This window comes from Tritonibacter horizontis (assembly GCF_001518015.1).
Classification (GTDB): Bacteria; Pseudomonadota; Alphaproteobacteria; order Rhodobacterales; family Rhodobacteraceae; genus Epibacterium; species Epibacterium horizontis.
Map to the genome: position 1 here is coordinate 25150 of NZ_LPUY01000075.1, position 21857 is coordinate 47006.

The 21857-nt window shown below is 64.0% G+C and carries 23 protein-coding genes; 5 read left to right on the plus strand and 18 right to left on the minus strand.

Annotation, left to right across the window (positions count from 1 at the left end):
• Positions 1–14: 14 nt before the first annotated feature.
• From tolB to ruvC, 9 genes are all read right to left on the minus strand, one after another.
• Positions 15–1343 carry a Tol-Pal system beta propeller repeat protein TolB gene (tolB, locus tag TRIHO_RS13360; protein WP_068244529.1) on the minus strand — a complete coding sequence of 443 codons (1329 nt, stop codon included), beginning with the start codon at positions 1341–1343 and terminating at the stop codon, positions 15–17.
• Entirely contained in the window at positions 1340–2509 is a 1170-nt protein-coding gene (locus tag TRIHO_RS13365) for an energy transducer TonB (protein WP_068244532.1), read from the minus strand. The genes tolB and TRIHO_RS13365 overlap by 4 nt, the downstream gene beginning before the upstream one ends.
• Before the next feature lie 13 nt (positions 2510–2522).
• Complete coding sequence (tolR, locus tag TRIHO_RS13370; protein ID WP_068244535.1) at positions 2523–3011, minus strand: protein TolR; 489 nt, start codon at positions 3009–3011, stop codon at positions 2523–2525.
• Between the two features lie 3 nt (positions 3012–3014).
• Positions 3015–3710 (minus strand): protein TolQ, encoded by a 696-nt coding sequence (gene tolQ, locus TRIHO_RS13375; RefSeq protein WP_068244538.1) that lies wholly within the window; start codon positions 3708–3710, stop codon positions 3015–3017.
• Positions 3711–3825: 115 nt separating this feature from the next.
• Complete coding sequence (gene ybgC, locus TRIHO_RS13380; RefSeq protein WP_068244539.1) at positions 3826–4212, minus strand: tol-pal system-associated acyl-CoA thioesterase; 387 nt, start codon at positions 4210–4212, stop codon at positions 3826–3828.
• The gene (locus tag TRIHO_RS13385) at positions 4209–4865 is read right to left on the minus strand and encodes a hypothetical protein (RefSeq protein WP_068244540.1); all 657 of its coding nucleotides are present in this window, start codon (positions 4863–4865) and stop codon (positions 4209–4211) included. The genes ybgC and TRIHO_RS13385 overlap by 4 nt, the downstream gene beginning before the upstream one ends.
• 178 nt (positions 4866–5043) lie before the next feature.
• Positions 5044–6075 carry a Holliday junction branch migration DNA helicase RuvB gene (gene ruvB, locus TRIHO_RS13390; protein WP_068244543.1) on the minus strand — a complete coding sequence of 344 codons (1032 nt, stop codon included), beginning with the start codon at positions 6073–6075 and terminating at the stop codon, positions 5044–5046.
• An 83-nt stretch (positions 6076–6158) separates the two neighbouring features.
• Positions 6159–6854 (minus strand): Holliday junction branch migration protein RuvA, encoded by a 696-nt coding sequence (gene ruvA / locus TRIHO_RS13395; protein ID WP_068244546.1) that lies wholly within the window; start codon positions 6852–6854, stop codon positions 6159–6161.
• Positions 6851–7348 carry a crossover junction endodeoxyribonuclease RuvC gene (gene ruvC / locus TRIHO_RS13400; RefSeq protein WP_068244798.1) on the minus strand — a complete coding sequence of 166 codons (498 nt, stop codon included), beginning with the start codon at positions 7346–7348 and terminating at the stop codon, positions 6851–6853. The genes ruvA and ruvC overlap by 4 nt, the downstream gene beginning before the upstream one ends.
• A gap of 370 nt (positions 7349–7718) precedes the next feature.
• Between ruvC and TRIHO_RS13405 the strand changes: the two genes are divergently transcribed.
• Complete coding sequence (locus TRIHO_RS13405) at positions 7719–7937, plus strand: DUF1127 domain-containing protein (protein ID WP_068244550.1); 219 nt, start codon at positions 7719–7721, stop codon at positions 7935–7937.
• 156 nt (positions 7938–8093) lie between these two features.
• Here TRIHO_RS13405 and TRIHO_RS13410 read toward each other — a convergent pair whose 3' ends face one another.
• The 4 genes from TRIHO_RS13410 to TRIHO_RS13425 all read right to left on the minus strand — a co-directional run bounded on the left by TRIHO_RS13410 (position 8094) and on the right by TRIHO_RS13425 (position 13075).
• A complete protein-coding gene (locus tag TRIHO_RS13410; RefSeq protein WP_068244552.1) occupies positions 8094–8441 on the minus strand; it encodes a hypothetical protein in 348 nt (115 codons plus the stop codon).
• A gap of 104 nt (positions 8442–8545) precedes the next feature.
• Complete coding sequence (locus TRIHO_RS13415; protein ID WP_068244559.1) at positions 8546–9421, minus strand: 50S ribosomal protein L11 methyltransferase; 876 nt, start codon at positions 9419–9421, stop codon at positions 8546–8548.
• A 95-nt stretch (positions 9422–9516) separates the two neighbouring features.
• A complete protein-coding gene (locus TRIHO_RS13420; RefSeq protein WP_068244562.1) occupies positions 9517–10752 on the minus strand; it encodes an MFS transporter in 1236 nt (411 codons plus the stop codon).
• A gap of 115 nt (positions 10753–10867) precedes the next feature.
• On the minus strand, positions 10868–13075 hold the full coding sequence (locus tag TRIHO_RS13425) for a primosomal protein N' (protein ID WP_068244565.1): 2208 nt from the start codon (positions 13073–13075) through the stop codon (positions 10868–10870).
• 176 nt (positions 13076–13251) lie between these two features.
• Here TRIHO_RS13425 and fsa point away from each other — a divergent pair, with 176 nt between their 5' ends.
• The 4 genes from fsa to TRIHO_RS13445 all read left to right on the plus strand — a co-directional run bounded on the left by fsa (position 13252) and on the right by TRIHO_RS13445 (position 17507).
• Complete coding sequence (gene fsa, locus TRIHO_RS13430; RefSeq protein ID WP_068244568.1) at positions 13252–13905, plus strand: fructose-6-phosphate aldolase; 654 nt, start codon at positions 13252–13254, stop codon at positions 13903–13905.
• 183 nt (positions 13906–14088) lie between these two features.
• Positions 14089–14802: a DUF484 family protein gene (locus TRIHO_RS13435; RefSeq protein WP_068244569.1), complete on the plus strand. Its 714-nt coding sequence runs from the start codon at positions 14089–14091 to the stop codon at positions 14800–14802.
• On the plus strand, positions 14799–15734 hold the full coding sequence (locus TRIHO_RS13440; RefSeq protein ID WP_068244570.1) for a tyrosine recombinase XerC: 936 nt from the start codon (positions 14799–14801) through the stop codon (positions 15732–15734). Before TRIHO_RS13435 ends, TRIHO_RS13440 begins: the two co-directional genes overlap by 4 nt.
• 114 nt (positions 15735–15848) lie before the next feature.
• Positions 15849–17507 (plus strand): ArnT family glycosyltransferase, encoded by a 1659-nt coding sequence (locus TRIHO_RS13445; RefSeq protein WP_068244571.1) that lies wholly within the window; start codon positions 15849–15851, stop codon positions 17505–17507.
• Here the strand turns inward: TRIHO_RS13445 and TRIHO_RS13450 are convergent.
• Genes TRIHO_RS13450 through TRIHO_RS13470 form a run of 5 tightly spaced genes read right to left on the minus strand, consistent with a single transcriptional unit; the run spans position 17504 to position 21799 of the window.
• Entirely contained in the window at positions 17504–18307 is an 804-nt protein-coding gene (locus tag TRIHO_RS13450) for a phosphatase PAP2 family protein (protein WP_068244573.1), read from the minus strand. The two genes, TRIHO_RS13445 and TRIHO_RS13450, sit on opposite strands and share 4 nt — an antisense overlap.
• A complete protein-coding gene (locus TRIHO_RS13455) occupies positions 18279–19193 on the minus strand; it encodes a phosphatase PAP2 family protein (RefSeq protein ID WP_068244574.1) in 915 nt (304 codons plus the stop codon). The genes TRIHO_RS13450 and TRIHO_RS13455 overlap by 29 nt, the downstream gene beginning before the upstream one ends.
• Entirely contained in the window at positions 19190–20647 is a 1458-nt protein-coding gene (locus tag TRIHO_RS13460; RefSeq protein ID WP_082705138.1) for an ArnT family glycosyltransferase, read from the minus strand. Before TRIHO_RS13460 ends, TRIHO_RS13455 begins: the two co-directional genes overlap by 4 nt.
• A complete protein-coding gene (locus tag TRIHO_RS13465; protein WP_068244580.1) occupies positions 20613–20930 on the minus strand; it encodes a lipid-A-disaccharide synthase N-terminal domain-containing protein in 318 nt (105 codons plus the stop codon). The genes TRIHO_RS13460 and TRIHO_RS13465 overlap by 35 nt, the downstream gene beginning before the upstream one ends.
• Positions 20927–21799: a glycosyltransferase family 2 protein gene (locus TRIHO_RS13470; RefSeq protein ID WP_082705142.1), complete on the minus strand. Its 873-nt coding sequence runs from the start codon at positions 21797–21799 to the stop codon at positions 20927–20929. The genes TRIHO_RS13465 and TRIHO_RS13470 overlap by 4 nt, the downstream gene beginning before the upstream one ends.
• Positions 21800–21857 lie beyond the last annotated feature (58 nt).

Here is a 21857-nt window from a genome sequence, read left to right on the forward strand (position 1 = left end):
GAGAGAGCCGCGTATCAGTTCTGCAACGGCGACCACGATGGATCGGACGCGCCGTCAGGTGTTTTTACCGGTTTGAGGTTACGCCCGGAAACATCCACCGAATAAAGCCGCGCCTGCCCTGCCGCGCCTTGGGTTTCACGGGTGAACATGATCACCCGCCCGTTCGGCGACCAGGTCGGCCCCTCATCAAGGAAGGAGGCCGTCAGCAACCGTTCCTCGCTTCCATCTGTCCGCATCACACCGATGTGGAACCGGCCGGCGTTCTGCTTGGTAAAGGCAATATAGTCCCCGCGCGGCGACCAGACCGGCGTGCCATAGCGGCCCTGGCCAAAGCTGATCCGCTTGGCCTCGCCGCCCGAGGACGCCATCACATAGAGCTGCGACGCCCCGGACCGGTCGCTTTCAAACACGATCTGGCTGCCGTCCGGGGAAAAGGACGGCGCGGTTTCGATCGAGGGCGCGCTGGTCAGCCGCTGGCTCTGCCCGGAGTTGATGTTCATTGTATAGAGGTCAGAGTTGCCGCCCTCTGACTGCGAATAGACAATGGTCGTTCCGTTCGGCGCAAACCGTGGTGAAAAGGTCATCGCGGCGTCGTTGGTCGACAGCACCCGGCGCTGCACCTTGCCGACATCCAGCACATGGATCTGCGGAAAGCCGCTCTCGTAGCTGGTGTAAAGCACCCGGTCGCCGGTGGGCGAGAACCGCGGCGCCAGCACGATGTCGTTGGAATTGGTCAGATACTGAACGTTGGCCCCATCGTAGTCCATGATCGCCAAGCGTTTCTTGCGGTCGTCCTTTGGCCCCGTTTCGGAGACAAAAACCACCCGACTGTCAAAATAGCCGCCCTCGCCGGTCAGGCGGGAATAGATCGTATCCGCGACCTTGTGGGCGATGCGGCGCCAGCCGTCCGTGGTGCCGGACAACTGCAATCCCGACCCCAGCTCCTGACCTGCGAAGACATCATAGGCGCGAAACCGCACCGTAAGGCGGTCACCGGACAGGTTGACCGCCCCGGCAATCAGCGCTTGGGCGTTGATCGCTTTCCAGTCGGTGTAGTTCACCGCCGCGTCGAAATCGGACAGGCCGGAAATATAGGAGACCTCGGGGATCTCGCGGAACAGGCCGGAGCCGACCAGATCGGCCGCGATCACCCGCGCGATGTCAGCCGCGTATTGCGACGCGGCCGGAGTATCGGCGATGAATGCGGGCGCTGCAAAGGGCAGCGGTTCGATCACACCGTCGGTGATCTCGATCCTCAGCGGCCCGTCCTGCGCCTGTCCCGCCGGAGCCAAAGTCAGCAGCGTCGCAAGGCCAAGGCATAATGTCGCCAGCGCGTTTCTCATTTGATCCGCATCCTTTCAGGATTGAATGTCATCTCAATATCACGCCACTGCGCATATTTGTCAGTGGGAAGTTCAAAACCTTTTGCACCGCAGCGCATAATGGCCCTGCGGGCCGTTTCATAGGCCTGTGTTGCCGCGCCTTGCGACCCACCCGAGCTGGACAGCATCCGAATGGAGCCTGCGTCCGGGACGCCCTGGCGCGACAGGCTGAGGCCGACGACCACAGTCGTGCGCATCGCCTCGCTGGAGAGCGAGCCGACGTTCCAGCATTGCGACACCGCCAAACGCAGCGCATCTCTTTCTCCTTCAGTCATCGGCGGGCCGGACGGCTCCGGGGCCTCGACCTCGCCCGCACCGGTCAGCGCCTCTTGCAGGGCGTCCTCCACGGCGGAACTTTCGACCTCTGGTTTTGGTTCCGGCGCGGGGGCAGGTTTTTCATCAACCTGGGCCGACTGTGGCGCGGGCGCCTCAGTTTCCGGCGGCGCGGGGGTCTCTGCCTCTTGCACCACCGGGCGCGTGGGTCGGGGTTTGGGCCGCGAGGTGATCAGCGGCGCCGTCGGCTCGGCCTGTTCGGCCTCGGCTTCGGTCACGATGCGATCGCTGGCCGCTTCGGGCGCGGTTTCTTCCTGAACCGGCTGGTTTGCCTCGGCGCCCTGGTCCGGCGCAACCTCGTCCTGGGCGATGTCATCGACCCTGACGTCTGGCTCCGGCGGCTGAACCGGCTCTGGCGCAACACGATCCGTCGGCTGCGCCGTTTCGGGTTCGGCAACGCGGGGCAGCTCGGTGATCAGCTCCGGCACATCTGGCGCATCCGGAACCGTGGCGGGAACCTCCGGTATCACCTCTGGTGCTGGCGGTTCGGGTGCCACTTCGGCCTCGGCCGGTGGCGCAATCGGTTCTGCCGGGGCCGGTGCCGGCACCGGGTCCGGGCGGTTGGGCACACGGGGCGTGTTTTCTGCCAGGGTCGGCACCTGCGGCGCCACCGGGATCTCTGCCACTTCGGGCGCGGCGCGCACGGCGCTCAGGCGCTCGAATTCCTCGGCCGAGATGATCGAAACCTCCTGGCTCTGGAACGGCAGCGGGTCGGACTCGAACCAGCCGCCGACAAGCGCCCAGGTGACCAGAAAGGCATGGCCCGCAACAGAGATCTTTGTGCCGGTTTGCACATCGGCCCCCGTCTTACTCGTCCCGGGGCGCAGGTCGCCCGTCGAGCGCAGGGCCGCCGGTGTCTGTCACCAGCCCCACATTGCCAAAGCCACCGGCGTTCAACGCGCCCATGACCTGCATCACGTCGCTATAGGCAATCGCCCCATCCGCCCGCAGGTACACCCGGTCAGATGTCCGCTCTGCCGCGATGCCCCGCAGCCGCGCCACCAGTTCGTCGCGGGCGACAGGTGTCGTCTGGATCTGGATCTCGCCGGTTGCCGTCATGGTCACGGTCAGGGGTTCCTCGTCCTCGCCTGGCAATGCGCCGGCGGCGGTTTTCGGCAATTCGACCGGCACCCCGACGGTCATCAACGGCGCCGCAACCATGAAGATGATCAGCAACACCAGCATCACATCGACAAAGGGTGTGACGTTGATTTCCGCCATCGGCCGCGCGCGAGAGCGCCGCCGCCCGCGCCTCCGTCCGCCGCCTGCGTCTTTTTGTTGAACCGCTGCGCCCATGGATCAGCCGTCCAGCTGGCGGGAGAATATGGTCGCGAACTCATCGGCAAAGGCCTCGTAGCCGCCCATGATCCGATCCGCATCCGCCGACAGTTTGTTGTAGAAAATCACCGCCGGGATAGCGGCCAGCAGACCAAGCCCGGTTGCCAGCAGCGCCTCGGCGATGCCCGGCGCCACAACGGCCAGGTTGGTGTTTTGCTGTTCTGCGATTTCGATAAAGGCATTCATGATGCCCCAGACGGTGCCGAACAGACCGATGAACGGGGCCGTGGATCCGATGGTCGCAAGCACTTGCAGCCCGCGCTGGAGGCTCTCGCTTTCCTTGGAGATCGCCACGTCCATAGACCGGTCAATCCGGGCCTGCGCGCCGGGGATCAGCGCCCCGTCGGTGCGATGACTGCGCCGCCATTCCGTCATGCCAGCGGCAAAGATCCGTTCGGAATGGCCCGAAGGGTCCGGGCCGATGTCGTCGAACAGCTCATCCAGCGGATTGCCCGACCAGAACGCACGTTCAAACACCTGTGCCTCGCGCCGGGCGGAGCGATAGGTGATCAGTTTTTGCAGGATGATCGACCAAGACCAGACCGACGCGACGATCAGAATGACCATCACGAATTTCACCGTCAGCGTTGCTCGCGTGAACAACCCCCACATGGAGAAATCAATCTCCTGCGCCAGTGCCAGAGTTTCTACTTCCATCAGCCTGCTCTATCGCCCAATGCCGCGTCGTTTGTATCGCACGGCCCAATTGGACGTGACGCTAGCGGAAAACAAGCGCCATTGCCAAGGGATCCCCGTCAGGATGGGTCTTTTGTTACAAGGATGCGCGAACTTCTGCCGGAAGTCGGACCGGTCGGCCGCTTTGCATCGCCATGCACACCGCCGTGACGCGGGCGCGGAACAGTTCCTGGCCGTCACGCCACACGGTCTGCGCCATGGTCAACCGGGCCGTGGTAACCGTTTCGACCGTGGTCCGCACTGTCAGGTTGTCCTCGAAACGCGCGGGGGAGAGGTAGTCGGCCTCGATCCGGGTCACCACCCAGACGATGCCCGCGTCACGCATGGCGTTCTGATCGACGCCGAGCCCCCGCACAAAATCACTGCGGGCGCGTTCGATAAAGCGCAGGAAATTGGCGTGATAGACGACACCGCCCATATCCGTATCTTCGTAATAAACCGTGACGGGAAAGCTATGGGTCATGTGGGTGCGCCCGGTCTGGGGCCCTGCAATCGTGCGTAAAGCCGCAGCGCATGACTGCGATCCTGCGCCGCAACCGGCATCATCCGGTCATAGGCGGCGGCGATCACCCCCGAAATCTCAGGCCGCAGAATGGTGGCGCCACTGTCCGGCAGAACCGCCAACGGCGAGACCTCCGCAAAGGCGCGTTCCCCCCAAAGGAGCACAACCTGCACCGCCTGGGTCAGCGCCAGCGTTTCGGCCGGAATCTCCGCCAGCGGGCCCGACATGCGCAAGAACACAAACGCCGCCCGAATGCCGCCCTGATCGTCAAAGCAAAACGCGCGGTACTGTTGCGCCTGCACGTCGGACAAACGCGCGACCAGCGCCGCCAGATCGGGAATCATCCGGTCAAGGTCCGGCACCGCCAGCAATTCCGACCAGTCCCGAAAGAAAAACACCATCAGGTTGGAGCCCAGCTCCGGGTCGGTTTCCGCCATCTGGTGACCCGCCAGGGTCACCACCGCTTCCAATGCGCCTTTGACCGTCGCCAGCGTGTCGTCCGCCACCCCAAAGACGATCGGCGCGATCGGACGTCCCCAGCGGGCAAAGGCGTAAGTCCCATCCGCGCCTGTGAACAGCGCCTCGATTTTCTCGGGTGTGATCAATTCTGTCATGCTGCTCTACCTTGCAAGCAGGCCTGGCGCGGCCTGACCCTCGTCTGGGGCCGGTTTTATGCGTCATGTCGCGCCCCATCAAGAGGCGGCGGATATTGCGCCGATCACCGGCCGGTTGCGCGGTCCCGCCTGGGTGGACGGATCGCCGGGCACAGTTCTGTCGCGTCCCGTTTCGACCTCAGGAGAACAGGTCGTCGGTGGACCGCGTGGCCGATTGCGGTTGCGCCAGACCAAGATGTGTCCATGCCTTTTGCGCCAGCATGCGGCCGCGCGGGGTGCGCTGGATCAACCCCTGCTGCAGCAGATACGGCTCGATCACCTCTTCCAGCGCATCCCGGCTCTCGCTCAGGGCGGCCGACATGGTTTCAACCCCAACCGGTCCGCCACCGTAGTTCTCGGCCACCAGCCGCAGATACCGCCGGTCGGCCCCGTCCAGCCCCAGTTGATCCACCCCGAGACGGGTGAGGGCATTGTCGGCCAGCTCTCGGGTGATGGTGCCATCGCCCTCCACAACCGCAAAGTCCACAACGCGGCGCAAGAGCCGTCCTGCGATCCTTGGTGTGCCGCGCGCGCGCCGCGCGATCTCGCGCGCGCCCGCGTCTTCGGCGGGAGCGCCCAGCTTGCGGGCGTTGCGGCTGACGATCTCGAACAGCTCGTCAATCGTATAGAACTGCAACCGGGTCGGAATCCCGAACCGATCCCGCAACGGGGTCGTCAGCAACCCCATCCTGGTGGTCGCCCCGACCAGCGTAAACGGTTGCAATTCAATCCGCACCGTCCGCGCCGCCGGGCCTTCACCAATAACAAGGTCAAGCTCAAAATCTTCCAGGGCCGGGTAGAGCACCTCTTCGACCGCTGGATTCAGGCGGTGAATCTCATCGATGAACAGAACGTCGCGCGCCTCCAGATTGGTCAGGATCGCCGCCAGATCACCCGCTTTGGCCAGCACCGGCCCGGAGGTCATCCGGAAGTTCACCCCAAGCTCGCGTGCAATGATCTGCGCCAGAGTGGTTTTCCCAAGACCCGGTGGCCCGTGAAAAAGCGTATGATCCATCGCCTCATTTCGGCGGCGGGCGCTTTCGATAAAGATGCGCAGGTTGGCGCGCGCCTCGGCCTGGCCGATGAACTCTGACAGACCCTGTGGGCGCAGGGCTCTGTCGTTGTCTTCTGGCAGCGGATCCGGGCGCAGGGCGGGGTCGGCATCAATCATAGCCAGACACCGCCCGCTTGCGGATCAGGTCTGGCCACTCGGGTCCGTTCAATCGTCACGCTGCGCGTCTCCATACCCTTATCCTACCCCTTTGGCGCCAGCAGCCGCAATGCGGCGCGGATCAGATCCGCCTCGCCCGCGTCAGGCACATTGGCCGCCGCTTCGGCCACCGCAGCGGCGGCATCCGAGGGACCATAGCCGAGGTTCGCCAAGGCAGACAGCGCTCCGGCAGCGGCCGCCGCCGCCCCTGTGGCCACCGACTTGGGCGCGGACTTGCGCGGTGCTGCCGCAGCGCGCCCCTCCCCGACAGGTTCGACCAGCCCGTCCAGATCCGGCCCCGCCAGCGCATCAGAGACCGTGCCCCCCATGGCCATGACGCCGGGCGCCTTGTCCTTCAGGTCCAGCACGATCCGTTGCGCGGTTTTCGGGCCGACCCCTTTTGCGGCCTTGACCGTCGCCCAGTCCCCAAGCGCGATGGCGCGACTGACCCCATCGGGACCAAGCGTGCCGAGGATTGCCAGCGACACCTTGGCGCCGACGCCCTGAACGGAGGTCAGCAACCGGTGCCATTCCTTTTCCACCAGCGAAGTGAAACCAAAAAGCTGCATCAGATCTTCGCGCACCAGAAGCTCGGTATAGAGCTGCACGGCCTCCCCGACGGGGGGCAAGCTGGCCAGGGTCCGGTCCGAACAATAGACGATATAGCCAACGCCCCGGACATCAATCATCACGTGATCCAGCGCCTTGTAGTCGAGCCGCCCGGTCAATTTCCCGATCATGCGCGCACCTCTTTCAGTTGTCGCTGCTTGGTGCCGCCGTAATAGGCATGGCAGATGGCAATCGCCAGCGCATCCGCCGCATCCGGCCCCTTTGGCGCGCTGCCGGGCAATTGCAGTTTGACCATATGGAGGACCTGTTCCTTTTCGGCATGCCCAACCCCGACAACCGTTTTTTTGACCCGGTTCGGCGCATATTCACCAACCGGCAATCCCGCCTTGGCCAGGGTCAGCAGGGCGACCCCGCGCGCCTGACCGAGCTTCAGCGTCCCGGCCCCGTCCTTGTTCACAAAGGTCTGTTCGATTGCCGCCTCGTCCGGAGCGTAGGCAAGGATGATCTCGGTGACCTGATTGTGCAGCGACAGCAGCCGTTCGCCCAGATCGTCACCATCGGACTGGCAGACCCCGTTCGCAACATGGCTGAGCCGTGCACCGTTTGATTCGATTACGCCCCACCCAAGGGATCGGAGCCCCGGATCAATGCCCAGTATTCGCACCTGTTTGCCCGCCGTTTGCCAGAGAGTTTGATTTTTGTTGATCCCGCCTAGCACAAAACGCGAACATAGCAAAATGTTTTCCAGTCCGCTCCGCCGGTCTTGGCCGCCTGGCATGCTGTGGGCAATGCGGCCTTGGTGCAGAAACCCGTCGTCGAATGGACAAATACGACACCTCAGGAAACGTCGGCGACAGCATTTTCCAAACCCTGTTGAATTGTCCAATGCCCCTTCTTTTTAAGGGGAAATGCTATGCAGGTTGTGCATGGAACACATGCAGAAATTGCACTTGTGGCGACATCACCGCCCGACTAAGTGCCGTCCATCGCACAGATGCGACATGAATGACCTTCGACCTAGAGAGAACGTGGATATGGCTGCAATCGACACCACCCGCACCGCCCAAGGCACCCTCGGCCTGATCGGCCGTATCGGCGCTCTTGCAAGTACAATTTACGCAACCGTGATGGTCTGGAATGACCTGCGCATGACCCGGAATGCGCTCGGGGCGCTGACCGACAGAGAGCTGTCGGACATCGGCCTGATCCGCGGTGACATTGACGCGCTCGGCAGCGACTCGCCGCTGATCTGATCACTGGCGCCAGAGCCTGGCACCGGAAGCCTGGCTCGTGAAACGAACCTGTGTCGCCGCACCTGTGTCGTTCGGGCCCGCATTGGCAGCCTGAAATCAGAAAGCCGCGCCGCCGGAATGCCCGGTGCGCGGCTTTTTCTGTCTGCCCAGAGAGTTCTAACGCAGGATGGGCATCAGTTTTTCGGCAATTTTGGTGGACAAGGGATCGCTTCGCATCACCCAGGCCCCCGCCTGTTCCAGCGTCGATCCCTGGCGCAGCTCGGCGACGCGGTAATTATAGCTATCATAGCCAAGCGAGGCCATCAAAAGCCCCTTGAACAACAGGATCGCCGCCACAAAGAGAATGACAGAGCGCCCGGAAATGCGGGATTGGGCTTTTTTGCGCGGCTCGATGACGATCAGCCCATCCGCACGCATCTTGGCAGTATATCCCTGCCCTGCCTGCGCATGTTTCCTGTCCAGCCGACGAAGCCGGTTGCGAAATTCTGCGTGTTGTTCGCTCATTGCGACTCTCCGAACTGGCCCCCACCAGCGGATGGTCACAACTTAGGCTGGGAATGTGTCGAAAGGAAGGCAGATACCTAAAAGTCTATTAAACTGCACGCCTTTCAGTCAGCGCGGCGCAACGTTAGCGTCGTCCATTCACCAATTTGGTCACGCACCTCCAGATTGATGCCATTTTCGGCATAGACAGAGATCACATCATCCGCCTGCTCATTGAGGATACCGGACAGAATCGCATAACCGCCTGCGCGCAAGTGTGCTGCCATGTCCGGGCTCAACGCCAGCAAGGGGCCTTTGAGGATATTGGCAAAGATCAGATCGTAAGGCGCGGCGTCATGCAGTGCGGGCGCGTCAAAGCCGGCCGCCTCCAGGCAGGTCACAGCGCCCTTCAGGCCGTTGGCGTCCATATTTGCCACCGCCACATCAACCGCAACCTGGTCGATGTCACTGGCAAGAATCTCGGCCTCGGGCCAGACGCGGGCCGCCGCCATCGCCAGCACCGCAGTGCCACAGCCGATATCGGCCACGCTCTGGCCGACGAAACCTTCTTCCAGCAGATGATCAAGCGCCCGAAGGCAGCCCAACGTCGTGCCGTGATGACCGGTGCCAAAGGCCATCGCCGCCTCGATCAGCAGCGGGATCTTGTCACCTGGCAACTTGTCTGCATCGTGGCTGCCGTAGACGAAGAAACGGCCCGCTTCCACCGGTGCCAGCTCGCGGCGCACATGGGCCACCCAGTCGGTTTCCGGCAGCTCGGACACGGCAAAAGGTTTGGCGCCATGGATCGTCGCCAGCAGCGCCAGCCCGGCCGGATCCGGGGTTTCGGTGAAATAGCCGCCCACTTCCCACAGACCGGAGCCATCTTCGACCTCAAAGACGCCAACGCCGGTCGGCTCAGGCGTCAGCCGCTCCATCGCCTCGCCCAGCGCCTCGGCCTGGGGTTTTCCGGTCAAGGTGGTGAGGGCGGTAAAGGTGGGCATGTCGGGATCTCCGAAAGAGCAAAGGGGCGCGGCTGTGACGCGCCTACGCCAGCCTTCGGGCCTTGGTCAAGGGGTGAGCGCGCCGGGCGGCGGCGCTATTGGGCCGGGGCAGGCGTGACGAGCCGGGCAAAAATCGTCTCGTTGCCGGGTTCGGGATGGCGCGGGATCAGACAGGCCAGGGCCAGCGAGATCAGCGCCATCGACGCCGCCAGGGCAAACACGAGGGGCGGCGACACCACCCACAACAGGCCAAGAAGGACCGGCAGGAACACCGCTGCGATGTGATTGATGGTAAAGGCGACAGCCGCGGTTGGCGCAATATCCCCCGGGTCGGCGATTTTCTGGAAATAGGTCTTCAGCGCCAGCGCCAGCCCGAAAAAGATGTGGTCAATCACATACAGCGTCGCCGCCAGCGCCACGCCCCAGCTGAACCAGTAGAGCCCCCCATAGGCCAGGAACACCAGCGCCAGCCCCGCGTATTCGAAGATCAGCGTCTTGCGTTCGCCGTAGCGGGCAACAATCTGGCCCAGAACCGGGGCCACCGCCATGTTGATGCCGAGGTTGATCAGATAGAGCCAGGCGATCTCGTGCACCTTGAAGCCGAATTTTTCGACCATCATGAAGCCGGCAAAAACGACAAAGATCTGCCGCCGCGCCCCGGCCATGAACTGCAGCGCGTAATAGAGCCAGTACCGGCGGCGCAGAATCAGCTTCTTGACCTGCGGATGCGGCGCCTCGAACTGCGGATAGAGCAGCATGCACAAAAGCGCGATCACCGTGGTCGCCATCCCGGCACCGACATAGACAGCGTTATACGTGAGGTTCAGCGGCTCCCAGAGCAGGATCACAATCACATAGACCACCGCTGTCATCGCCGATCCGGCGGCCAGCAACCAGCCCAGCATCTGTGGCGCGCGGTCCTTTGGCAGCCATTGCAGCTGCAACGACTGGTTCACCGTTTCATAATAGTGAAAGCCGATGGAACTGAGCATGGTCAGCGTCAGGATGCCCCCCATGGCGGGGAAAAACCCGGTCAATGCCGTCGCCACGCCGAGCAGGATCAGCGAGACCAGCCCCAGCACCTGCTCGCGCACGAACATGATCACGGCGATCACGCCGACGGCCAGGAAACCGGGGATTTCACGGATCGTGTGCAATACGCCAATATCAGCGCCATCGAAATTGGCGGCCTCCTTGACGAAATTGTTCAGCAACAGGCTCCAGCCGTTAAAGGCAATGGGCATCGCCAATGCCATCATGAACAGCAGGGTGATGGGGCGGCGCCAGAAGGGAAGCGTACTGGCCTGATCAAGGGGCATGGGTGCAGACATGAAATCGCTTTAGATCGCTTGCCGCGACAAGGCCAGCCAAGAATTGTACCAAGTCATATTGCCGGATGCACAGGTGATCTGCAGCCATGCAGATCGGGGGCGCGGCCTGCAAGTGTCAGAAGAAGTTTTGCGGGTCGATATCCACATTCAGGCGCAGATCGCCGCGCAGCCGGAACGGCGCGATCCAGCGTGTGATCGCATCCTGCAGCGCGATGCCCTTGTCGGCCTTGACCAGAAGCCGGACCCGGTGGCGACCGCGAATGCGCGCGATGGGGGCTGGCGCAGGGCCAAAGAGCTGCGCGCCGACCTGCCGCAGCGGGCCGTCGCTGCGGGCCAGGGCATTGGCCAGATCAAAGACCTGCGCAAGATCGCCGCCCGAAACGATAATGCCGGCCATGCGCCCATAGGGGGGCACACCCGCCGCCCGGCGCTGCTCTGCCTCGGCGCGCCAAAAGCTTTCTTCGTCGCCCGACAGGATCGCCCGGATCACCGGATGCTCTGGCTGGAAACTTTGCAGCAAGGCCTCGCCCTGCCGTTCTGCCCGTCCGGCGCGCCCCGCCACCTGCCGCATAAGCTGGAACGTGCGTTCGGCCGCCCGCAGGTCAGAGCCTTGCAGGCCAAGATCGGCATCAATCACCCCGACGAGCGTCAGCAGGGGAAAGTTATGGCCCTTGGCCACCAGCTGCGTGCCAAGGATGATATCCGCCTCGCCGCTTGCGATATCCTCGATCCGCTGTTTGAGCGCCCGCGCCGAGCCGAAAAGGTCGGAGCTGAGCACCGCAATACGCGCCTCGGGGAAAAGCGCCGCCGCCTCTTCGGCCAGCCGTTCGATGCCCGGGCCGACCGGCGCCATCTTGCCCTCGACCTTGCAGCTGGGGCATTCGGTGGGCACCGGTTTTGTCTCGCCGCACTGGTGACACATCAACCGCTTGAGAAAGCGGTGCTCCACCATGCGGGCATCGCAATTGTCACAAGCCACCTGCGCACCGCAGGCCCGACAGATGGTGACGGGCGCAAAACCGCGGCGGTTCAGGAACAACAGCGATTGTTCGCCCCGCTCCATCCGCCGCGCGATGCCCTGCTTCAGCGTCGGAGAGATCCAGGTCGAGGGCAGCAGCTCCTCGGTGCGCATGTCCACCGCCCGCATCTGCGGCAGCACCGCCGCGCCGAACCGCGCGGTCAGATCGAGGCGGGCGTATTTTCCAGCCTCGGCGTTGGCCCAGGTTTCCAGCGATGGGGTCGCGGAGGCCAGCACCACCTGCGCGTTGCACAAGGACGCCCGCCAGACCGACAGATCGCGGGCGTTATACAGCACGCCCTCTTCTTGTTTGTAGGAGGTATCGTGTTCCTCATCGACGATGATCAGCCCCAGATCGCGAAACGGCAGATACAGCGACGACCGCGCGCCGATCACCAGCTGGGCATCGCCCTGCCCCACCATGCGCCAGACCCGGCGCCGCTCGGTCATGGTAACGCCGGAATGCCATTCCGCCGGCACCGCGCCAAACCGCGCCTCGACCCGTTTCAGGAATTCGGCCGTCAGGGCGATTTCCGGCAACAGAACCAACGCCTGCCGCCCCTTGCGCAGACAGGCGGCCACCGCCTCAAGGTAGACTTCGGTCTTGCCCGATCCGGTCACCCCCTTGAGCAGCGTCGTACCATAGCGGCCGGAGTTCACCCCGGCGGCCAGCGTTTCGGCGGCACGGGCCTGATCCTCCGACAGTTGCTTGCCGGGCAATTCCGGGTCCAGTGGCGGGAATGGCAGATCGCGGGGGGAGTCTTCTTCGCGCAGCGCCCCCTGTTTGATCAGCCCCTTGACCACCGATGTGGTCACCCCCGCCAGCCCAGACAATTCGCTGGGCGTAAAGGCGGCGCCATCGTATTCATCCATGATGTCGAGCACCTTGGCGCGCGCATCGGTCATCCGGTCCGGCTCCGCATCGCCCCGGCGCAGCACCTTGCGCATCGAAGGCGGGTCAGACAGGCCCGGCGCGCGGGTGGCCAGCCGCAGCATCATCGACAGCGGCGTCAGGGTATATTGCGCGCCGCGTTCCAGAAACTGGCGCATCTCGGCGCGCATCGGTGCCAGATCCAACACCCGGATGACCGACCGCAGCTTGGCCGCGTCGAAATCCCCCGCCCCCGGCCCCCAGACCACGCCCAGAACCTTGCGCGGGCCCAGCGGCACCTCGACAAAGGCGCCGAGGAAACAGCCCTCCTGCGGTGCGCGATAGTCCAGCAGGCGGTCCAGGGGCTGCGCGGTCAGCACAGCCACCCGCGCGTCGGCGGCAAAATACTCTGGACTTTGGTTGTCTTGCATCATTCCAAGCGTAGACCCGCTGCTGTCTTTCCCCTACGGTGTGCGCGTTGCGATGTTTTCGCTAACATACGCAAGGACGCGCCCTGAACCGCCTCTTCGTCATTCGCACTTTTCGCGAGACGTCCTATCAGGTAAAGGCATGGCGCACCGAGGCCAAGCCATCCAGAGGACCAAAGCCCATGAAATTCTTCGTAGACACCGCCGAAATCGACGCCATCGCCGAGCTGAACGATCTCGGCATGGTCGACGGCGTCACCACCAACCCCTCCCTGATCAAGAAATCCGGCCGGGACATCATCGAAGTCACCAAGGAGATCTGCGATCTGGTCGACGGACCGGTTTCAGCCGAGGTCACCGCCACCGACGCTGCAACCATGATCGCCGAAGGCCGCAAACTGCTGGAGATCGCCGACAACATCACCGTCAAGGTGCCGCTGACATGGGATGGCCTCAAGGCCTGCAAAACCCTGACCGATGACGGCCACAAGGTCAACGTGACCCTGTGCTTTTCCGCCAATCAGGCGCTGCTGGCCGCCAAGGCGGGCGCGACCTTCATTTCGCCCTTCATTGGCCGCCTGGACGATATCAACATCGACGGCATGGAGCTCATCGAAGACATCCGGACCGTCTATGACAACTACGGATTCGAAACCGAGATTCTGGCCGCGTCGATCCGCACCGTGAACCACATCCTCGACAGTGCCCGCCTTGGCGCCGATGTGATCACCGCGCCGCCGGCCGTGATCAAATCCATGGTCAACCACCCGCTGACCGACAAGGGCCTTGCGGCATTCCTCGCGGACATCGAGGCCGCCGGCATCAAGATTCTGTAAGCGACTCTTTGCGTAACCGCACAAGCCCGACTGGCGCCACCCACAAGGTGGCGCCATTTTCGTGTGTTATTTCAACAGGATTTCCCCGCCGACAGCGCCCGGTGTTTTTCCATCTTTTTGGTGGGCCTTGTTAAAAGCCTCATGTTATAGTGGCCAAAACCCGGTCAGAAGTCGGTGACAAGAATGAGCAGTATCAACGCCGGGCTGGAAGAAAGCCTGCGCAAGAAAATCATTGACGAGCCCCAGATGGTGCTGGACGACCCGAACGTGATGCGTGCGTTGGTTGCCGGTAACGAACGGTCGATGGGCAGCAATATCGTCGACATGCGCGGCCTCGCGATGGAACGGCTGGAAACCCGGCTTGACCGGCTTGAGGATACCCATCGGTCGGTCATTGCCGCCGCCTATGAAAATCTGGCCGGCACCAACCAGATCCACCGCGCTGTCCTGCGCCTGCTCGACCCCGAAAGCTTTGCCGGGTTCATGGAGGTGCTGCGCGGTGATTTCTGCGACATCCTGCGGATTGACGCGATGGCGCTCATCCTCGAAACCACCCAGGAAGAAGCCGGAGCCGCGGTGGAGCGGGTGGGGGATGTGCTGAAATTTACCGAGGCCGGGTTCATCGACGGCTACCTGTCACAGGGGCGTTCCTTTGGCGGGGAGCGCAGCGTGTTGCTGCGCCAGATCGACACCGCGCCCGCACGCATTTACGGTGAAAAGTCGGCGAGCTTGCGGTCGGAGGCCTGTCTGAAACTGGATCTTGGCAGCGGCCGTCTGCCCGGTCTGCTGGTCCTCGGCGCCGAGGACCCGGGGCAGTTCACGCCGCAACATGGTACTGATCTGCTCAGTTTCTTCGCCGGCGTTTTTGAGCGCAGCATGCGCCGCTGGCTGTCGTGACCACACAGGGAACAGCCCTGATTTCGCCTGCCGCGCGGGATGCCCTGCAGACCTGGCTTGCCACCCTCAGCGCCCTGGACGGGGCTGCGGAAAATACGCTCAGCGCCTATCGCGGCGACGTCACCGAATTCCTCATGTTCATGACGTTGCATTCTGGCGAACCGCAGGGGCTGGGTGCGCTGGCCCGTATTGCGACCTCTGACATGCGCGCCTGGATGGCATCCTGTCGCGCGAACGGCACTGGCGCGCGCTCGCTGGCGCGCAAGCTGTCGGCGGTGAAGAAGTTCTATGGCTGGCTCGCCCCTCGGGAAGGGTTTGAGCCGACCGCCGTGCTGTCGATCCGCGCGCCCAAATTCCAAAAGAAGCTCCCGCGTCCGCTCGACACCCAGGCGGCCCGTGCCATGATCGACACGGTCGAACTGCAATCCCTGCAGGACTGGGTTGCCGCCCGCGACGGCGCCGTGGTGACCCTGCTCTATGGCTGCGGGCTGCGCATTTCCGAGGCGCTGGGGCTCAAGGGACGGGATGCGCCGCTGCCGCCAACGCTGCGCATTCGCGGCAAGGGGGACAAGGATCGCGTGGTGCCGGTGATTGCGGCCGCCCGCACGGCCGTGGACCGCTATATGCGTCTGTGTCCGCACCCGATGGAGCAGGATGCGCCGCTGTTTCGCGGCGTGCGCGGCGGGCCGCTGAACGCTCGCACGGTGCAAGGCGTGGTGGCGGCTGCGCGCCGTCAGCTCGGTCTGCCGGCCTCGGCCACGCCCCACGCCATGCGCCATAGCTTTGCCACCCATCTGCTGGAGGCCGGTGGCGACCTGCGGGCGATCCAGGAGCTTCTGGGACATGCCTCGCTGTCGACCACCCAAGCCTATACCGCCGTGAACAGCGCGCATCTGCTTGACGTGTATAACCGCGCCCATCCCAAAGCCTGACCAAAGTGATGCACATCCAACTGTCATACCCCTGTCACCCGGGCTGGACATAGGCATCAGAGACCGATTTCACACCAGCACGGCGTCCCGCTATATTCATCCAAGGCCTGTTAAATGATGCAGCAAGTTGACACCGCTCTGCTCCGTTTCGCCAATCGGGGCACCCTGTTGCCGCAGCTGGTGCTGGTGGTCTTTACCTTGCTGATGATTCTGCCCGGTTTCTTTGTCCTGCCGCCGGTGGACCGGGACGAAAGCCGGTTTTCACAGGCTTCGCGGCAAATGGTGGAAAGCGGCGATCTGATCGACATCCGACTGGGCGAGGACGCCCGCTACAAAAAGCCGGTTGGTCTGTATTGGCTGCAAACCGCCGCCCAGACCCTGATCGGTGCGGAGGCGCATCTGAACGACATCTGGGCCTATCGGCTTCCGTCCGCCTTGGCGGCGGTGGTGTCGGTGCTTCTGACCTATCTTGTCGCCCTGCAGCTGATGGGGGCGCAAGCCGCGTTTCTGGCCGCCGCGCTTTTGGCCAGCAGCTTTGTCTTTGGAGCCGAAGCGCGGCTGGCCAAAACCGACGCGACATTGCTGGCCACCATCCTGATCTGTCAATGGAGCCTCGCCCGGCTCTGGTCCGACGGGCGTTTGTCCCGGGGCGCCGCCCTGCTGTTCTGGGGCGCGCTTGCCGCGTCGATCCTGGTCAAAGGGCCGCTGGGTCCGATGGTGATTGGCAGCACGATTGCCCTTCTGGCGCTGCATCGGCGTGGCCTGTTGTGGCTGGCGCCGCTGCGGTTTCGACAGGGCGGCATCCTGCTTCTGGTGCTGGTGCTGCCCTGGTTCATCGCCATCAGCCTGCGTTCGGGTGGTGCGTTCTGGACCGCCTCCCTGGGCGCGGATCTGCTGGCCAAGGTCGGCGAGGGGCAGGAAAGCCATGGCGCGCCGCCCGGCAGCTACCTGCTGGCCGTGTGGCTGACGTTCTGGCCGGCCGCGATCCTGCTGCCCTTTGCGGGGCTTTATGCCCTGCGCAACTGGAAATCACCTGAGGTGGTCTTTTGCCTCGCCTGGATCATCCCGACCTGGCTGATCTTCGAACTGGCCGCCACCAAACTGCTTCACTATGTGCTGCCGACCTATCCGGCCCTGGCGCTACTGGCCGCCGCCGGCTGGCTGTCTCGCCCCGCTCAGCTTCGGCCGGGCCTCGGGTTTCGCATATTCCTTGCCGTGATCCTGGCGCTGGCGCTGGTCTTTCCTGTCGCCTCGGCCTGGCTCAGCCAGTCGCTGGGCGGTGGCCTGTCGCTCTGGTGGGCTGGCGGCCTTTGCCTCTGCCTGATGGGCATTGCCCTTGGCTGGTGGAGCTTCGGGCGAGGTGCCCGCCTGCTGCCTGCCTGCGCCTGCGGTGTCCTGAGCCTCGGACTGTCAGTGTCGCTCTACGCCCACCTCGCCCGGACACCGCAATTGTGGCCATCGGTGGCCATGGCGCGTCTCGTGTCCGAGACCGAGCTGTGCACAAGACCGCTGCTGATCTCGATCGGCTATGAAGAGGCGTCGCTGATGCTGCTCAACGCCCAGCCGGTGGTTTTCGGACTGGCGCCGGACGATGCGGTCCGCCGCCTGCAGGGGCATGACTGTGGGATTGCCTTTGTGACGGCACCGCAGCTGGCGGCGTTTCAGCGCGCCGCCGCCGACGCCGGCCTGTCACTGCAGCGAGGTGATCCGATCAGCGGGTTTTCGATAGGTGGCGCGGAGCAGGTCGAACTCTCGGTCTTTCTGCGAAACTAGCGGGCGGTGTGGCTTTGCTCCGCCAGTTTTGTCACCTCTTGCGGCGTGTCAGACAGGCTCTGGACGGCCAACCCCGCCGCAAGCGCAACCGCCACTGCGACCCCAAGGCCAAAGGTTTGCGCCGCCCCCGACCGGTCGCCGCTCCGGGTGGGCAACCGCGACACCACCGCCCGGCGGACGGTTGAGACCGCAGCCGCCGCCCCTAGCCAAAGACGGCGGAAAGCCCGGTCAAAGGCGGCAAGGGAGGCGATTTGCAGCATCCAGCCCAAGGCCGCGCCCGCGACGACCTGCCAGATCGTATGCGCCCCGGCCTCTACCCGGCTGGTGCCGACAAACCCGGCAGAGATGACCACCGCCGCCTGGGCGGTCTTGTTCGCGGCAAGGCAGCCCTGAACCAGCGCTGTCGCGCCAAACGCCGAGGCCGTCATATGACCCGACGGAAACCCCTTGTCACCGCCATTCGGGCGCTGGTTCAACGGCGCCTTCCCCAGGCCGGCTTTGGACCCATGGATGGCAAATTCCATCAGGATGAAACGGCCGAAGTACTGGACGCCCCGCCCTTCGGCAACGGCGCACCCCAATCCCGCCAGCGGCAGGGCGATCTGGATATTGTCGCCGATCCGCTCGACCGAACGATTGGCGAATGACATGCACACAAGCAGGATCGCGAGGATGAGGAACGCCCCAAACTGCCGCACCACCCAAAGCGCCAGCCGCCGCAGCCGATCCGGGCTGCGGCGGGCCGGTCTTCGGGGACGTGTCAGGACAGGCTCACCGTGATCCGGGCGTTGGTCGAACATCTGCCGGTCTCCTTTTTGTGGACGGCGCAAGGGCCAGGCGTCGCTCTTTCGGTCGGGCGAGCAGGCTGCGTCCCAGGGTCAGGGCAAACAATCTGCGCCCGCCGCGCAGCAGCCGCGCGAGCTCTCGCAAGGCCGGGGTCAGGCACAGGCGGATATCGCCCCAGAACAGCCCCGCATCGTTGCGCAGCGCCTGCCCCGTGACCCGCGGCAAGGCCGAGGCAAGCCGAAACAGGCGGCCCAGCCAGACCGCAAGGGTCATCATCATCAGGGCAGCCCAGACAACATCCGACAGGAAATGGCGGCCCTTCATCACCCGGAGGCTCGCACCGATCACCACAAAGCTGATCAGGACCACCACCAATGGGCGGCGGCGGTGCGGGGGCACCACATTCCACAACACCAGCCCCGCGATGATGGCGGACACCGTCGCCGCGGCTGCCTCGCCCGACACGAAGGAACAGTTGCGGGCGCATTCATCCGCAAACTGCAACGCCGGGGTAAACTGCGCCTCGCCTCCGAAACTGTCGATCTGCGCCGGGCGTGCCCGGCCCCAATGGGCCTTGAACCCCAAATTCACCAGCAGCACCGGCCCCAGCACGATCAGGCTCGCACAGAACGCCCAGAACCGCCCCGGGATCTCCAGCTTCTGGTTGCTATACCAGGCCTGAAGCCCAAACAGGATGACGACCAGCGCCACCAGATGGAACAGATTCCAGATGACTTCGCGCAGCAGCGCGAGGCTTTTGACGTGGTCCAGATAGAAACCGCCCAGCGCCGGGACGTAGAACTGTTGCGCGACCCAGATATCCACGTTGGGAAACATCGCAAAACCTAGCGCGACAAGCAGCCATGCCCGCGCCAGTGAGGCCGTTGCAAGGGCGTTCATCGCGACAGCTCCCAACAGGTCGCGGGCACGCGAAAGCCATGTAATCCCCTGTCGGCATAGGCCCCCGGCCCCTGCCCCACCGGACCAAGCGCATCGGCTTGCCCGCAAGGCGCAGCCCTGCCGACATAAAGGACGTCGCCCTCAAACTTGGCTGGCAAAGGGAACCGCTCGGCATAGTAATGCGGGCTCTTGGCCGGATGGGGCACCGCATACAACGCCAGCCCCGCATCACGCCCATAGTAGAACAGATCCGCAAGGACCGGTCGGCTGTCCGCCACGATGGCAGCAAGCTGCGCGTCCCGGGCCAGATCGACCACCTCCTGCACCGCCCTGTCGCGGCCGGTGTAGCGTTTCAGAACCAGCCGGTCGCCAATGCTCCATTGCGTAACCTGTGTTGCGGCGCACGCCACCGCGAGGCTCAGGCACAGGTTGATGCCAAGCCCGACCCAAAGCAGTCGACGCGCCCGGTGCAACAAAAATGGCACCCCCAGCAGCAAGGCTGCCGGATAGGTCATCGCCGCCCAGTTGGCATAGGCCTTTGACAGGAGCGCCTGCGCACAGACCAGCGCCAGGATCGGCAACGACATGCACAACAGCCACCTTGCACGCGGATCGTCGTGCCGCGCCGCATGCCAGCCCGCCCAGATGAACCCGATGAACAACACCGGCCCCATCACGACCCCTTGGGACAGCAGGAACTCCGCCAATGCGGCAAAATGCAGGCGCGGCGCTGCCTCCTGCCGGATCCAATCGACATTGTCGGCCGTGTGGCTGACGGTGGCAAAATCGTGGGCCATGTTCCAAACCACATTCGGCGCGATCACGGCGGCAAAAACCACAGCCGTCAGCGCCAGATGGCGCAGCGGCAACCGCGATGCCGGAACCGCCAGCGCAGCGATGCCAGCCCCAAGGAGGAAATAAGCCGCCGCATATTTCGCCAGCATGCCAAGCCCCAGGCACAAGCCCATCACGGCCGCATCCCGCAGATTTGGTGCCTCCAGCTGCCGCAGCCACAGCAACAGCGCCGCGCACCAGAACGGCAACAGGATCGTGTCCGTCGAGATCAACGCCGAGCCGACAGCGATCAGCGGCAGGCTGACATAGGCGAGCCCGACCGCAAGGGCGGCCTCGGCGTCGGTCAGGCGTCGGGCCGCAGCCATCAGCGCCAGCGCCGCTGCGCCATGGCACAGGGGTGCCGCCGCCCGGATCCAGACCACGCTGTCGCTCCCTGACATGTCGGTCACCAGCCGGATGACCCAGCCGATCAGCGGGGGCTTTGAATAATAGCCGAAATCGAGGTTCTGCCCCCAGAGCCAATATTGCGACTCGTCAAAGAACAGGTCAGCGTCACTCGCCCAGAGCAGGGTCAGGCGGAGCGCGGTGACAGCGGCGATCAGCCCCACCCCGACGGTCGACAGGTCAAACGCTTTGGGTTGTGGTACGCTTTTCTGCATAGATCAGCCACAGGTTGCGGGCGTAGATCACAACGCCCAGAGATTGGCCCAAGATGAAAACCGGGTCTTGTCGGTGCAGGGCATAGGCAAACAACGTCAGACCGCCGAAAATGGAAAACCACCAGAAGACTTCGGGGATGACCGACCGGCCCTCTTTTTCCGATGCCCACCACTGCAGGACAAATCGCATCGAGAACATCATCTGCGCGCCAAGGCCGACGATCACCCAAGTCAGTTCGAGGGTGCTCTCCACCTTGAAGAATTCAAGAATTCCTTCGATCATGCTGCGGCTTCCTTGGTTTTTGTTAGCGCCCTCTGCGCCTGCGGCTGCCCGGGCGCGTCAGCACTGGTGACGGCGCCGATCAGATCTTGCGCAGACCGCTCCTGCGGGCGGGCCGTTTTGGACCGTCGGACCAGCCAGGCGACACCCAGCAAATCCGAGATGCCGACCAGCGCCCGTTGCAGGTTGGTGTATTTCGACGCGCCGGCCTCGCGCGCGCGGTGGGCGACATCAACATGCGCAACCTCCCAGCCCGCTCTGGCAAAGAGCGCCGGCAAGTACCGGTGCATGTGGTTGAAATACGGCAGTTCCAGAAACGCCGCGCGGCGAAACGCCTTGAGACCGCATCCGGTGTCACGGGTATTGTCGTTCAGCACAGCGGCGCGCAGCGTGTTGGCGGCGCGAGAGGCAAGTTTCTTGGTCAGCCGGTCCTGACGGTGCTGTCGTTGCCCGGCGACCAGCCCCAAACGGTCTGGCGCGGCCGCTGCCAACAGCGGCGCGCAGAGGTTCGGCAACTCGGCCGGTGGGTTTTGCAGGTCGCCATCCAGCGTGCAGATCAGCCATCCCCGCGCGGCCAGCACGCCACTATGCACCGCAGCCGATTGCCCGGCGGCCTGCCCGTGCTGCACGAGGCGGAGCCAGGGCCGGGTCATCATGTGTTCGCCGATCAGGCGGGCAGTCCCGTCCCGAGATCCATCATCGACCAGAATGACTTCGCTTTCGGGAAGAAAAGCCCGTGCCTGCTCCAGCTCTGCCAGGAGCGGGGCCACATTCCCGGCCTCATTGTGCATCGGGCTGATGATGGTGACGATGGGCGTCTGGCCCGCCATCTGGCCTGTCGTCACGCCCTGTTGCGGATCCGTCCGCGTCATTTTGGTATCGCTCCCTGCCGGTTTCGGGTGGCCGAGATCTGCCACGGCACAGGGGCGT

Coding starts and splice junctions, on each gene's coding strand:
- tolB (WP_068244529.1), bottom strand. CDS start 1,343: ATGAGAAACGCGCTGGCGACATTATGCCTTGGCCTTGCGACGCTGCTG.
- tolR (WP_068244535.1), bottom strand. CDS start 3,011: ATGGGCGCAGCGGTTCAACAAAAAGACGCAGGCGGCGGACGGAGGCGC.
- tolQ (WP_068244538.1), bottom strand. CDS start 3,710: ATGGAAGTAGAAACTCTGGCACTGGCGCAGGAGATTGATTTCTCCATG.
- ybgC (WP_068244539.1), bottom strand. CDS start 4,212: ATGACCCATAGCTTTCCCGTCACGGTTTATTACGAAGATACGGATATG.
- TRIHO_RS13385 (WP_068244540.1), bottom strand. CDS start 4,865: ATGACAGAATTGATCACACCCGAGAAAATCGAGGCGCTGTTCACAGGC.
- ruvB (WP_068244543.1), bottom strand. CDS start 6,075: ATGATTGATGCCGACCCCGCCCTGCGCCCGGATCCGCTGCCAGAAGAC.
- ruvA (WP_068244546.1), bottom strand. CDS start 6,854: ATGATCGGGAAATTGACCGGGCGGCTCGACTACAAGGCGCTGGATCAC.
- TRIHO_RS13405 (WP_068244550.1), top strand. CDS start 7,719: ATGGCTGCAATCGACACCACCCGCACCGCCCAAGGCACCCTCGGCCTG.
- TRIHO_RS13410 (WP_068244552.1), bottom strand. CDS start 8,441: ATGAGCGAACAACACGCAGAATTTCGCAACCGGCTTCGTCGGCTGGAC.
- TRIHO_RS13415 (WP_068244559.1), bottom strand. CDS start 9,421: ATGCCCACCTTTACCGCCCTCACCACCTTGACCGGAAAACCCCAGGCC.
- TRIHO_RS13420 (WP_068244562.1), bottom strand. CDS start 10,752: ATGTCTGCACCCATGCCCCTTGATCAGGCCAGTACGCTTCCCTTCTGG.
- TRIHO_RS13425 (WP_068244565.1), bottom strand. CDS start 13,075: ATGATGCAAGACAACCAAAGTCCAGAGTATTTTGCCGCCGACGCGCGG.
- fsa (WP_068244568.1), top strand. CDS start 13,252: ATGAAATTCTTCGTAGACACCGCCGAAATCGACGCCATCGCCGAGCTG.
- TRIHO_RS13435 (WP_068244569.1), top strand. CDS start 14,089: ATGAGCAGTATCAACGCCGGGCTGGAAGAAAGCCTGCGCAAGAAAATC.
- TRIHO_RS13445 (WP_068244571.1), top strand. CDS start 15,849: ATGATGCAGCAAGTTGACACCGCTCTGCTCCGTTTCGCCAATCGGGGC.
- TRIHO_RS13450 (WP_068244573.1), bottom strand. CDS start 18,307: ATGTTCGACCAACGCCCGGATCACGGTGAGCCTGTCCTGACACGTCCC.
- TRIHO_RS13455 (WP_068244574.1), bottom strand. CDS start 19,193: ATGAACGCCCTTGCAACGGCCTCACTGGCGCGGGCATGGCTGCTTGTC.
- TRIHO_RS13460 (WP_082705138.1), bottom strand. CDS start 20,647: ATGCAGAAAAGCGTACCACAACCCAAAGCGTTTGACCTGTCGACCGTC.
- TRIHO_RS13465 (WP_068244580.1), bottom strand. CDS start 20,930: ATGATCGAAGGAATTCTTGAATTCTTCAAGGTGGAGAGCACCCTCGAA.
- TRIHO_RS13470 (WP_082705142.1), bottom strand. CDS start 21,799: ATGACGCGGACGGATCCGCAACAGGGCGTGACGACAGGCCAGATGGCG.